This window comes from Acinetobacter sp. NIOH-H-8 (assembly GCF_046635365.1).
GTDB lineage: Bacteria > Pseudomonadota > Gammaproteobacteria > Pseudomonadales > Moraxellaceae > Acinetobacter.
In genome coordinates this window covers 1-12,916 of sequence record NZ_JBHDVN010000003.1, presented here as the reverse complement: position 1 = coordinate 12,916, position 12,916 = coordinate 1, and the positions used below count along the sequence as shown (strand labels likewise).

10 protein-coding genes and 3 tRNA genes are annotated in these 12,916 nt (G+C 44.7%); 9 read left to right on the top strand and 4 right to left on the bottom strand.

Annotated elements, in window-relative coordinates:
• Positions 1-138 precede the first annotated feature (138 nt).
• The 3 genes from ACEWB7_RS02355 to ACEWB7_RS02345 all read right to left on the bottom strand — a co-directional run bounded on the left by ACEWB7_RS02355 (position 139) and on the right by ACEWB7_RS02345 (position 2,766).
• A complete protein-coding gene (locus ACEWB7_RS02355; protein ID WP_180178942.1) occupies positions 139-807 on the bottom strand; it encodes an HAD-IA family hydrolase in 669 nt (222 codons plus the stop codon).
• A 320-nt stretch (positions 808-1,127) separates the two neighbouring features.
• Positions 1,128-2,096: an RluA family pseudouridine synthase gene (locus ACEWB7_RS02350; RefSeq protein WP_411580375.1), complete on the bottom strand. Its 969-nt coding sequence runs from the start codon at positions 2,094-2,096 to the stop codon at positions 1,128-1,130.
• A gap of 520 nt (positions 2,097-2,616) precedes the next feature.
• The gene (locus ACEWB7_RS02345) at positions 2,617-2,766 is read right to left on the bottom strand and encodes a hypothetical protein (protein ID WP_180018640.1); all 150 of its coding nucleotides are present in this window, start codon (positions 2,764-2,766) and stop codon (positions 2,617-2,619) included.
• A 99-nt stretch (positions 2,767-2,865) separates the two neighbouring features.
• On the opposite strand from ACEWB7_RS02345, the gene ACEWB7_RS02340 reads away from it, so the two are divergent.
• The 5 genes from ACEWB7_RS02340 to ACEWB7_RS02320 all read left to right on the top strand — a co-directional run bounded on the left by ACEWB7_RS02340 (position 2,866) and on the right by ACEWB7_RS02320 (position 8,819).
• Positions 2,866-6,300, top strand: coding sequence for an Rne/Rng family ribonuclease (locus tag ACEWB7_RS02340; protein WP_411580374.1), 3,435 nt, complete (start codon positions 2,866-2,868; stop codon positions 6,298-6,300).
• A 174-nt stretch (positions 6,301-6,474) separates the two neighbouring features.
• Entirely contained in the window at positions 6,475-8,316 is a 1,842-nt protein-coding gene (locus ACEWB7_RS02335) for a long-chain-acyl-CoA synthetase (protein WP_411580373.1), read from the top strand.
• A gap of 197 nt (positions 8,317-8,513) precedes the next feature.
• Positions 8,514-8,589 (top strand) — tRNA-Lys (locus tag ACEWB7_RS02330).
• Positions 8,590-8,610: 21 nt separating this feature from the next.
• Positions 8,611-8,686, top strand: a tRNA-Lys gene (locus ACEWB7_RS02325).
• Between the two features lie 57 nt (positions 8,687-8,743).
• Positions 8,744-8,819, top strand: a tRNA-Lys gene (locus ACEWB7_RS02320).
• A gap of 156 nt (positions 8,820-8,975) precedes the next feature.
• On the opposite strand, the gene ACEWB7_RS02315 is transcribed toward ACEWB7_RS02320, so the two are convergent.
• Positions 8,976-9,662, bottom strand: coding sequence for a hypothetical protein (locus ACEWB7_RS02315; RefSeq protein WP_411580372.1), 687 nt, complete (start codon positions 9,660-9,662; stop codon positions 8,976-8,978).
• A 251-nt stretch (positions 9,663-9,913) separates the two neighbouring features.
• Here ACEWB7_RS02315 and ACEWB7_RS02310 point away from each other — a divergent pair, with 251 nt between their 5' ends.
• The 4 genes from ACEWB7_RS02310 to ACEWB7_RS02295 form a co-directional block, all read left to right on the top strand.
• A complete protein-coding gene (locus tag ACEWB7_RS02310) occupies positions 9,914-10,186 on the top strand; it encodes a PspC domain-containing protein (protein WP_034169835.1) in 273 nt (90 codons plus the stop codon).
• Between the two features lie 180 nt (positions 10,187-10,366).
• Positions 10,367-11,149, top strand: a complete 783-nt coding sequence (locus ACEWB7_RS02305) for a sulfite exporter TauE/SafE family protein (protein WP_159123914.1) — start codon at positions 10,367-10,369, stop codon at positions 11,147-11,149.
• Between the two features lie 84 nt (positions 11,150-11,233).
• Positions 11,234-12,643 carry an SLC13 family permease gene (locus ACEWB7_RS02300; protein WP_180137788.1) on the top strand — a complete coding sequence of 470 codons (1,410 nt, stop codon included), beginning with the start codon at positions 11,234-11,236 and terminating at the stop codon, positions 12,641-12,643.
• A gap of 140 nt (positions 12,644-12,783) precedes the next feature.
• Positions 12,784-12,916, top strand: a 133-nt coding sequence (locus tag ACEWB7_RS02295) for a DUF4372 domain-containing protein (RefSeq protein ID WP_180004150.1), incomplete at its 3' end; no start/stop codon positions are given.

Here is a 12,916-nt window from a genome sequence, read left to right as displayed (position 1 = left end):
CAACAATCATGACAGAACAAAACCACTGTAATCACAACTTTAGACTAAAAGATAAGACCAGTTGTTCAAATCTACAGCATTGATCGCATCTTCCGTTTCAGAAAATGCCGGATCTTGAATAATGACTAAGATACTGAATTAAATGGCTTCTTTCCATTGGACTTTAGCCAATAAAAAGTCATGCAAACTGCTGACATCCTTCACAATCGACAGTGGATTAAACTGTGCCAAAGTTTCCGGTGTATGTACGCCATAAGTCACACCTACACTTGGCATGGCAATGTTCATCGCCATTTCCAGATCATAAGAAGTGTCACCGACCATAATCGCTTCATGCGCACTAATACCAGTTTCAGTCAGAATTTCAGCCAGCATTAAAGGATCTGGTTTAGAACGGGTTTCACTGGCAGCACGAGTGGCATGGAATAGTTCCAGACTATTCGTTTGTTTTAGTACCCGGTCTAAACCTTTACGGCTTTTACCTGTTGCCACCGCTAGCTTAATCCCTTCATCTTTTAAGCTATACAGCATCTCAGCTACGCCCTCAAACCAGGCATCTTCAACAGAATTCGCCACATAGTGTTCTGAATAGGCTTGCAAAATATCCGCATGTAATTCTGGTACAGTTGGGAATAGTCGCTGTGCGACTTCTGGCAAACCCAGCCCGATAATGCCCTTCGCATCTGCATCAGTTAACGGTTGCTGAAATTGCTGCGCGGCAAACTGCAGGCTCGACACGATCTGACCCACTGAATCAAATAAAGTGCCATCCCAATCAAAAATGACCAGTTTTACAGGTGAATTCATATAAAGTTCCTAGTATTTGATTCAGTGTCTTTAAGCCCTCTCCTTCTAGGAGAGGGTTTGGGAGAGGTGAGTTAAATTAATTCCCCACCACAATTAACATCAGTGAGCAGCTGTTTTCGTATAGGTATTATCTACTTTTCAAGGATGAAAAGTAGCAAAAATCCTTTGTTACTCTGATGGCACGTCCCTGTACCACAGAGTAACAGCGACATCCATGTCGCCCTTCATTGATTTAGAAATTGTCTTGAATCATCTCTAATAAAGAGGGAAATTTCTCCCACTCAAGTAAAGCAAGATAAGACTCATTAAAAAGCTAAAAATTACTCGTCATCTTCCGCAGGTGTTACCACCTTATCCGCCTTTTGCGCACGAAGCTGAGCTACAAGACTCTGCATATCTTCAGGCAAAGGCGCTTCAATCGTCGGATAACCCGGAATTTCTAAGCGCATCGCATGCAGACATAAACGACGTGGTTTTGGTCCACGATATTCAGTCTCGTGACCATATTTCTCATCACCCACTAACGGATGACCAATGCTGAGACCATGTACACGAATCTGATGGGTACGACCAGACAATGGAGAAGCATACACCAGTGTCGCATGCATAAAACGCTCTGCCACATTCCACTGGGTTCTAGACTCTTTGCCTTCTTTAGAGACACGGACACGGCGCTCACCATTAGAAAGTTCATAACGATGCAAAGGTGCATCAATGAGTTGCTTATCTAGCGTTACCTGCCCTTTCACGACAGCGGCATAAGTTTTTTTAATCTTATGTTCACGTAATAAATCTTGTAGCGTTTTTAAGGTACTGCGCTTTTTCGAGATCATCACCAGACCCGATGTGTCACGGTCAATACGGTGAATCAATTCCAGGTATTTTTTACCTGTTGCAGCACGTAGGCCTTCAATCAGGCCATACGCCACACCGCTACCGCCATGCACGGCAATACCCGATGGTTTATTGACGACCATCAAGCCTTCATCTTCATACACTACACGAGATAAAAGGCCTTGAGCCACCTTGTCCGAAATCGGCGCTTCTGATTCATCTTTTTGTTCATAACGGATAGGTGCGACACGAATCTGGTCGCCAATCGCCAATTTGGTTTCAGCCTTAATGCGTTTTTTATTGACGCGAACCTGTCCTTCACGAATCAGACGATAAATCCGACTTTTAGGCACCCCTTTCAGACGACTGAACAAGAAATTATCGATTCGCTGTCCATCTTGATGTTCATCCACTTCAAACCAAGTGACGCTTTGCCATTGTTGTGTAGAATTCATACAGTTACTATGACCCAAAAATTACTAAAATTGATTAAAAACTGATCACTTAGGTTATGCTTTACACAAGAAACATAAGCTTAGCCCATAGGCAGATGATGCAAGGTTTGATATAGTCAGCGCACGGAAACCATCGTTTGTGAGTAAAAGTTGAAGCATTTCAGATTTCTCTGAACTTGATTATTCAATTAAAGACTCACATGATACGGGAAGGTCCCAAAAGAATTATGCCGACGCCGAAGGCTTATTATATCGGCAAACAAAGCAAACTGTTGCGTTTAATTGTACCTCAGGTACATAAATCAGTTTGTCTGAAAAAATATGTCGCCAACCTAGTTGGTTTTTAAACGTAAACTGATACACATCAGATTAGTCGCACCCTGAAGACGACTTCAGGCTACAGCGTTTGATGCATTGGATCTGCACAGTTTGTAAAGATACGACGACAATTCCGTATCAAGACACTTTCTATAAAGAAGGGATGATCTTCGAGCAATGTGACAGTGAAAGTTACTCACATCTAATGCACCGCTTGTCCGCCAGTGAAACGTTCAGGTGACTTTAATCGTTTAAAGATTGAAGCCGTATTGCCATCATCAATACGTGAATCAAAATACCGAAGCTGATCTATATTCAAGTAGACGCCGGGAATAAAAGACTCAGACCACAATGAAACTCATTGGAGATCTGGGCCATTGATCCGTGATGTGTGATGTTCGCTACGTGAATAGCGATTTTTTGCTGTGTATCACTATAAGGTGTTACACCCATGAAACGTATGTTGATTAATGCAACACATGCCGAAGAAATTCGCGTTGCACTTGTCACTGGTCAGCGTCTTTACGATTTCGATTTAGAGAATCGTACCCGTGAACAAAAAAAATCTAATATCTATAAAGGTCACGTGACTCGCGTTGAACCTTCTTTAGAAGCTGTATTCGTTGAATACGGCGCAGGTCGCCAAGGCTTCCTGTCTATGCGTGAAATCGCAAACTCTTATTACAAAGCCGATCCTCGCCAAACTTCAAATATCCGTGAACTGATTACTGAAGGCACTGAACTTCTGGTTCAAGTGGAAAAAGAAGAGCGCGGCAATAAAGGCGCTGCCCTTTCAACTTTCATCTCTTTAGCTGGTCGTTATCTGGTTCTGATGCCAAACAACCCGAAAGGTGGCGGTATCAGCCGTCAGATTTCTGGTTCAGTACGTGAAGAACTGAAAGAAATGCTGGCCTCTTTAAATGTGCCACGTGGTATGAGCGTGATTGTTCGTACAGCAGGCATTGGCCGTTCTCAAGAAGAATTACAGCTTGATCTGCAACATTTACTAGATCTTTGGGCACAAATCCAAAGCACTGCAAATTCAGGTCCATCACCTATGCTGGTCCATCAGGAAGCAGGTGTGGTAACTCGTGCGATCCGTGATTACCTGCGTGATGATGTAGCAGAAATCCTGATCGACTCTGAGCAAGCCTATAACGAAGCTTATAACTTCGTTAAAGCAGTAATGCCGCTTCAGTTAGACAAACTGAAAACTTATACATTGAATGAGCCTTTGTTTGCGCATTTCGGTATCGAAAGCCAAATTCAAACTGCTTATGAACGTGAAGTAAAACTGCCTTCAGGCGGTTCGATCGTGATCGATCAAACTGAAGCTTTAGTTTCAATCGACATTAACTCGGCAAAATCAACTCGTGGTCAGGACGTTGAAGATACAGCGTTAAATACCAACCTTGAAGCCGCTGAAGAAATTGCTCGCCAATTACGTTTACGTGATATCGGTGGCTTAGTTGTCATCGACTTCATCGACATGACCAAAGACCGCAACCAGCGTATGGTAGAAGCGAAACTGCGTGAAGCAACTCAAAGCGACCGCGCACGTATCCAGTTCGGCCAACTGTCTCGTTTCGGCCTGATGGAAATGAGCCGTCAACGTCTGCGTCCATCGCTTGAAGAAGCAACTGGTTATGTCTGCCCACGCTGTCATGGTACCGGTATGGTACGTGACCTGCGTTCTCTATCACTTTCAATTATGCGTAAAGTGGAAGAAATCGCACTACGTGAACGTCATGGTGAAGTTCAGGTTGAAGTACCAGTAGAAATTGCAGCATTCATGCTCAATGAAAAACGTCACAGCCTGGTATATCTGGAACAAACTTCAAATACACGTGTGACTGTACTTCCACATCCACACTTGGAAACACCTCACTACGAAATTTCGTATAATCCTGAAGGTTTCGCACCGACAAGTTACGAGCGTACTGAAGCAACCCGTTCAAGCGAAAAAGAACTGGGCTATGAGTCTTCTGAGTGGCATTTAGAAGAAGAACATACGCATACCGCTGCACCAGCACCTGCTCAGCAGCAAAACAACGGCAAAAACAATAAACGTCGCAATAACCAGAATCAGCAAAACGTACAGCAAGCACCTGCTGCACAACAGGCACCTGCTCAAGTTGCCGCACCTGCTGCCAGCCCATGTGCATGGTTAGAAAACCTGTTTGTACAAAAACAGGCAACTACTGTTGATCAATCTCGCACAGCGAACAATGCTGCTGCTGCTATTGAACAGATGGTGAATGGCGGTGCAGTGAGCCGTGGCCAGTTCGGCCAGGTTGCTCCTGTAACACCAGCAGTATCTGCACAGCCAACAGCTGTTGCAGCACCAGCAACTACCGGCAATGCCTATCTGGCGCCATCGACTGTAGTCCATAAACCAGAGCGTGATCAGTCTGAAAAAGCTGAACGTGAAGAGAAATCACAGCGTCATAACAAGAAAGCACGTAGCAACAAGCACAAAGAGCCACGTGAACAGGCGCAGTCTGATAATGCATCACAACATCAGGTGCATGAAGAAGTGGTTCAGGTTTCTCGTCAGGAACAACGTCAGGAAGCGCGTGAAAACAAACGCAACTCTCGCCGTCAGCACCACAATGAGTCTGCACAGCAAAGCGATACTCACGGTAATGAGCAACAGCAAAACGTGCCACGTCGTGACCGTCGCAACCAGCAACGTCCAGAACGTCCAAATCGCCACCGCGATCCAAGTGTTCTGAATGAACAAGCTGCACCTCAAGCACCTGCTGCCGTTGAAGCGCCAGCAGTCAATGAAAAGCAAGTTCGTGTGGAACTGGTCGATGCTCCTCGTAAAGAAGTGATGCCAACAGCAATGGTGGTAAATATTGACGAGGCGAAAAGCGAAATTGTGGCATTGAATGACACTGCTCCAGTCGCAAAACCTGCTGTTGAAGTGACTGCCCCTGCCGATGCTCCTGTAGAAGCACCAGCTGCGGAAGAGTTCCTGGCTGAAGTGACTGCATCTGCTCCTGCAGAGAAAACGCCTGAAGCTCAGTCATCATCAAAACAGCGTGCCAGCAATGACCCACGTCAACGTCGTCGCGACCGTCGTGCTGCACAAGGCCAACAGGCGAAAACTCAGCAATTGACACCATCACAGGTGCCAACACTTGGCCAATACACCATTGGCAGTCTGATTCGCCATGTTTATGGTGAAGACTGTTCAGTCCTGATTGAACAGTTCGGTCTGTTGCCAACGTTTAATCGTGCATTGCAAAAGTTCACGCAGGAATATAATGCGACTTTAGCAACGGTTTCGACTGCGACTACAGAGAAAAAACCTGTCACTCGCGATGTAGAAGTCAGCAAAGCACAACCTGAAGCAGAACCTGCACCTGTGCTGGATTTAATTCCGCCTGCACCGGTTTCAGAGAAACGTGTGGCGAATGATCCACGTGAGCGTCGTCGTCTCGCTAAACTGGCTGCCGAGCAAGCATTACAGCAGGCTAAACAGCAAGCACAAGCTGAAGCAGAATCTACTGCAGCTGAACCTGCTGCAGAAGCAACGGCTCCAGCGGAAGAGGCGAAAGCTGAAAATACTGAAGCTGTACCTGCTGAAGCTCCGGTAGCCGCAGTAGAAAGTGCTGATACAACTGAAGCGACTCAAACTCCTGAGCCAGCTGCTGAAGCGCCTACAGAAACTGCGAAAGCTGAACAGGCTCCAGCTGAAGAAGTCACTGAAACGGCTACAGCTGAAGCAACTCCAGTAGAAAACAAAGCTGCACCTACCGAAACTCCGGAAGTCGATAAAGCTGAAGAAACTGTAGCAAAAGCTGAAAAACCGGCTGCCCGCCCACGTCGCCCACGTGGCCGTCCACCGAAAAAAACCAATACTGCAACTGAGTCATAATTCGCCCAATTGCAGTTAACTAAAAAAACCTAGTCATTTCGGTGGCTAGGTTTTTTTTGCTAGATTTTGTCAGAATAGGTTGATTACTCTAGTTTCAACACGCTAAAAGATGGCTATCATCCGTTTATTGCATATAAATTAAACGCATTGGATACGAAAAATGATAGGACGCCCATGACCCAGACGAATCAACCCGATCTTATTGGCATTGCAGATGTCGCAGCCAAAATCCCTGCCTTTATCAGTAAGGTCCCTAATCTGCTGAACGGACTGCGACAGGCTTATTTACGTACTCCCAATACGCCCGCAGGCCTGGGTTTAGCTTTTGAAAAAGCAACACAGCGTAATCCTGAAGGTATTGCATTACGTTTTGAGGATCAGTCCTATACCTATGCTCACCTAAATGGCTGGGCGAACCAGATCGCACATTTCTACCTCTCTCTCGGTGCACAGAAAGGTGATGTGGTGGCCGTGATGGTCGAAAACCGTCCGGAGTTTATTGTCAGTGTGATTGGCCTGGCCAAGCTGGGCATCACGATTGCGCTGGTGAATACTTCTCAGGTCGGCAAAGTCCTGACACATAGTATTAATCTGGTGAAACCGATTGCGGTCATTGTCGGTGAAGAGTGCCGTGCTGCGGTTGATGAAATCCGTCATGATCTTAATATTGCCGCTGACCGTTTCCACTGGTTTGCCGATCAGAATACGCAAGAAAATGCCGGACAGGCACCTGGAGGTTTTATTAACCTGGCAGAGCAGATTGACCAGTTCCCGAAATTCAATACACCGACTACGCATTCAGTACAAGGCAAAGACGGCCTATTCTATATCTATACTTCAGGCACCACCGGCTTACCTAAAGCGGTGGTCTTTACCAATAGCCGCTGGACACTCGCCTATGGCACCTATGGCCATGTCCTGAACCTGAATAAAGATGATGTGATGTACTGCACCCTGCCGCTTTATCATGCGACAGGCATTGTGGTGTGCTGGTGTGGGGTGATTGCCGGAAGCAGTACTTTTGCCATCCGTCGCAAGTTTTCCACCTCTTCTTTCTGGAAAGACGTGAAAAAATTTGATGCTTCTGCGATTGGTTATGTCGGTGAACTTTGCCGCTACCTGATGGATGCACCACCGTCTGAACTGGAAAAAGGCCATCGCGTTACCAAGATGATTGGCAACGGCATGCGCCCGAATATCTGGGATAAATTCAAATCCCGTTTTGGCATCAAGGAAGTACTGGAACTGTATGCCTCAAGTGAAGGTAATGTCGGTTTCAGCAATGTCTTTAACTTTGACAATACTGTCGGTTTCTCACCAACACCTTATGCCATTATCGAATTTGACAAAGATAAAAATGAGCCTGTGCGAGATGCCAAAGGTCGCTGCAAACGGGTGAAAAAAGGTGAAACCGGTTTATTGATTGGCAAAATTACTCGCCGCTCCCCTTTCGATGGCTATACCGATCCGGAAAAGAACAAGGCAGTCATCATGCATGACGTGTTCAGTAAAGGTGATTCCTATTTCAATACCGGCGATCTGGTGCGTAATATCGGTTTCCGTCATGCCCAGTTTGTCGATCGTCTCGGTGACACCTTCCGCTGGAAAGGTGAAAATGTTTCAACGACTGAAGTCGAAAACATGCTGACCGAGTATGACAAAATAATCGAAGCTGTGGTTTATGGCGTAGAAATTCCAAATACCAATGGCCGTGCCGGTATGGCTGCAATTACCCTGCAACCGGGAAGCACCCTGGATGAGCAAGACCTGAAAAATATGGTCAGCACCTTTAAACGCTGTCTGCCTACATATGCAGTTCCAGTTTTTCTGCGCATTCAAGAGCAGGTAGAAACGACCGGTACCTTCAAGTATCAGAAAAACAAACTGAAAGAACAGGCTTTTGATCCAAACAAGACCGATGAACGCCTGCTGGTTTTATTGCCAGGGAGCGATGCGTATTGTGAGCTGACTCAAGAAATTTTTGAGAACATTCAAGCCTATCAATATCGTTTCTAAGTGCTGAAGTTGCCTATTTTTTGTTTAGATAAAGCAGAATTGTTGTATTTATAATCAAACATAGGCAACTTTGTTATTTTTTACTTGCGCTGCAATGAGATCTTGCTACAATACGCTCCATCAAACAAAGTGGTGCTTTCAGAACTCTTTAGTTTCTCTTGCACTGCACAATTAAGTCTTGCTTAATTGTTGGTTCAGGGCCGTTAGCTCAGTTGGTAGAGCAGTGGACTTTTAATCCATTGGTCCCGCGTTCGAGTCGCGGACGGCCCACCATTAAATTTGATATCCCCTGATGGGCCGTTAGCTCAGTTGGTAGAGCAGTGGACTTTTAATCCATTGGTCCCGCGTTCGAGTCGCGGACGGCCCACCATCATTTCTAAAATCTCTTTTTAGAAACTTCAATCAAAGCTACTTTGATTACCCGAATGGGCCGTTAGCTCAGTTGGTAGAGCAGTGGACTTTTAATCCATTGGTCCCGCGTTCGAGTCGCGGACGGCCCACCATTCTCCCCTCTATATTTATTTCCTTCTTTCAATATTCTTATAATATTTCCTATATTATTCAGTTCATTCTTTTTTTAAGCGCAGTTCATCCTGACAATTTTAGAATCGCCATTTCCATTTACTCTGTTTTTAAATTTTTTACAGATTTTATCGCTTTTATTCTGTCATCTTAAATTCAGAATCTTTGACCAACTCATACGCTTTAGAAGGTGCAGGATAACCCTGATCAAATAACTGCTGGTTCACCCGTTCTTTTTCGTCATAAATTTTTTCCAGATTCATGACCAGATGGGTTGGGCTTTTAATCGTATAGTAGAACTTTGCCCCCTCTTTACGATCCACGACCAGTTCAGTTTGTTCCGGATTAATCGTCCAGCGGTCCTTACGATAGGTCACATTGCTTTCGGTCTGAACTCGTCTGGAATTATTCACAAAGACTTTGCCATAATGCACGATACTGCGATGCACTGTACCATCTGGCAATAAAGTCAAAATAAACACCGACTTCCCTTCCGTACAAGGTGCAAACCGTCCGTCACAATCAATCTGGGTAAGATAACGCCCGACATAGCTTTTGGCATAATCCGGTACAGGTTTAGGATCGACATTTGGTTCTACAGGCAATGCATTATAGGTTGCAGTCTGGGTGAGCGATTTAGCATTACGGGTGTCATAACTTTCATTGGCGGCGGAGATGACTACGCCATCTTGTACCAAAGTTTTCGTAGTATCAGGTAAGGGTTTGCTTTGATGGTCATCACAGGCAATCAGTCCTGCAACACTTCCCAGCACAAATCCAAGCCGGCATAAACCACTTAAATGATGCGATACATTCGATTTCATTTTAAAAATATACCTGAAGGGGTGCACATCTATATAGGCAGACGACTCACTGAAAACTTATAAGTTTTAATAATGAATTCAATGGAATTTTTATGATCTTAGTGATTTTTTAAGGATTATTTAATCTCCCGTAACATTACTTAACGAATTTATTTTCAATAGATACTTTAAAAATTCAGATAAAACTCCATTCTTATAAATACGAGTCATTTTTTAGACTCAACCTTATTTTCTTCTATCAGGAGACTTGGATGGCCAATGTTGGTTTATATCGCTCTAACCGCTCAAACATGATCGCAGGTGTAATGGGTGGTATTGCTGAACGTTTTGGTTGGAACGCAAATTTATTACGCCTAATCTTCGTGATTATTTCGGTCATGAGTGCTGCTTTCCCGGGTATCTTAGTTTATCTGGTTCTATGGTTAGTGATGCCAAAAAAGAATTCTATGCCTGATTATGCTGCGAGCAGAACTGATTATGAACGTCCTGTGCGTACCGTGAATCAGGATAAAGACTACCGATAAAATCGTTTCCTCTTTCACCTAAATATTCATATGGTGAAATTTTTATGTCACGGTCCTTCCCCCAAAAGATCGTGGTTTTTTTTGCCTGATTTTTAGGCTTTGGTCTTATTACCATTTTATGCTTTACCCTGCTCACCTGTTCAGGGTAAGTTGATACTTTCTACTTGAAATGGATTTCAGATGACACAGGCAGAATGGATTGTGCTTTGGCTGTGTGCGATCGCAGCATTACTGCATGGGGTCAGTGGCTTTGGCTTTCCTATGCTGAGTACGGCTGCCTTATCCAGTGAATATGCCTTAAGTACAGCAGTCACCCTGGTGATTCTCCCCTGCCTGTTATTGAACCTTTGGATGCTCAATAGCGATCCAAAACATAGCCTGTTGCAGAGCATTTGCTATTATGTCTCACGCTATTGGCCACTCATGTTAAGCAGCTTGGTCGGTAGTGTGCTGGGGGTCAAATTACTCATCTGGATCAATGAAGGCTATCTTAAATTATTACTGGGTCTGGTGATTATTTTCTATGTACTGGATCAGTTACGCTCTACTCCGCTTCGGGTCAGTAGCAGTCAGCTCAGTATGCTAGGATTCGGTTTACTGGCCGGCATGATTGGAGGTGCAACCAATGCCATGGCACCCTTCCTGATGATGTATCTGCTTAGCTGTCAGCTCTCCAAAACTGATATCGTCATTATCAGTAATCTCAACTTTATTGCCAGCAAACTGGTGCAGTTGACCTTACTCTTCCCGATCCTCATTTCTTTACAAACCCATCAGCGACATATCCTGCTCGGAATCACGTTATTTGCACTCATCGGCGTCTGGCTGGGTGGAAAAATACGGCATCGACTTTCCCAGCAACATTTCAAATATCTGGTGCTGTTTTTTCTATTTGGACTGGGGATTTACGCACTTTGGCAAAGTGTGGGATTATTACAACACTCTACTATACTGTTTAAATAATATCTTTTTTAATCAAAACACATATTCACTTTTATAAGAATTTCAAAAACGCTTTTAAATAAAAAAGTTGAGCAAGGAGGTTGTATGAACGACCCTTTACGCACCCCGACTAATGCCATGCCAAAAGGAATTCGCAAAGGCTGGATTTTAATTGTGATCGCTGCCGTGATCTCTTATGGCTTGTATCATATTTTACCCTATGACGAAAATGCCAATAAGGGATTGGCCCTACTGACCTTTATCGCCATTCTATGGCTGACCGAAGCCCTGCATATTACGATTACAGCCCTACTCATACCGGTACTGGCGATTGTATTGAGTATGCCGATGGCAGATGGTGATGAACTGGTACCGATTAGCATGCAGGCAGCACTCGCTACCTTTGCCGATCCCGTGATTTTCCTGTTTTTTGGTGGTTTTGCTTTGGCTACGGCGCTGCATATCCAGAAACTGGACAAGAAGATTGCCACATGGATTATCTCGCTCTCCGGTGGACATCTCGGTGCTTCGGTACTGGCTATCTTTTTAGTAACTGCTGCCCTGTCGATGTGGATTTCCAATACCGCCACCGCAGCTATGATGTTGCCTCTGGCGCTGGGTTTACTTGCGCATCTGGATGTTGAAAAAGATCGTAAAACCTTTGTATTTATTCTGCTCGGGATTGCCTATTCAGCCAGTATTGGTGGCTTGGGCACCATCGTCGGTTCTCCACCGAATGCGATTGCAGCCAAAGCCCTCGGTTATGACTTCGCTGACTGGATGAAAGTCGGCCTGCCAATGATGTTCATCATCCTGCCAGCAATGTTGATCAGTCTGTATCTGGTGCTGCGTCCAAAGCTGAATCATAAGGTGAATTTTGTCACCGAAAATATTCCCTGGACCACCACCCGTATTGCGACGATGGTGTTGTTCCTCTGTACGGCGATGGCCTGGATTTTCAGTAAAAAATTGACTGAAAATTTCGGTATTTCACAGCCTGATACCTGGATCGCGATTCTGGCAGCCTGTCTGGTGGTGATTCTGGGTACGGCTACATGGAAACAGGTTGCTGAAAATACCGATTGGGGCGTGCTCTATCTGTTTGGTGGCGGCTTGACCTTAAGTGCTGTCTTGAAGGATTCAGGCAGTTCTCTGGTTTTAGGTCAAACACTGGCAAATGCTTTCGGTGACTCCTCGCCTCTCGTAATTATCTTCGTTGTGGCAACCTTCATCATCTTCCTGACTGAATTTACCAGTAATACTGCCTCGGCTGCCTTACTGGTTCCGGTCTTTGCCGCCATTGCCGACCAGATGGGTATGCCTAAAGAGATTCTGGTGATTGTGATCGGGATTGGGGCTTCTTGTGCCTTCATGCTACCTGTGGCGACACCACCGAATGCGATTGTGTTTGGTACTGGCCATATTCAACAAAGTGAAATGATGAAAGTCGGCTTTGTCCTGAATATCATGTGTATTTTCTTGGTTTCCCTGTTTATTTACTGGTTCTTTATCTAAGTTTAAATAAATCCAGATTCCAAATTAAAAAGCACCCGAGGGTCACTGCTGTCCCATAGTTTGCTTTAAATAAAAAAACCTGAGTCCTAACAGTTAAAATATGAGTGCAAACAAACACTTTAACGACCAGGATTCAGGTTTTGTCACATCAGAATACCGTATTTCATGAGCTAATTAAACCTGTTGTGCGACAGGATTTTGAACAACTTGCTAAAGTACACCATGTTGGACAGAAATTTAGAGCGGCTTCCCGGTGGGATCAGTTTATTGCCA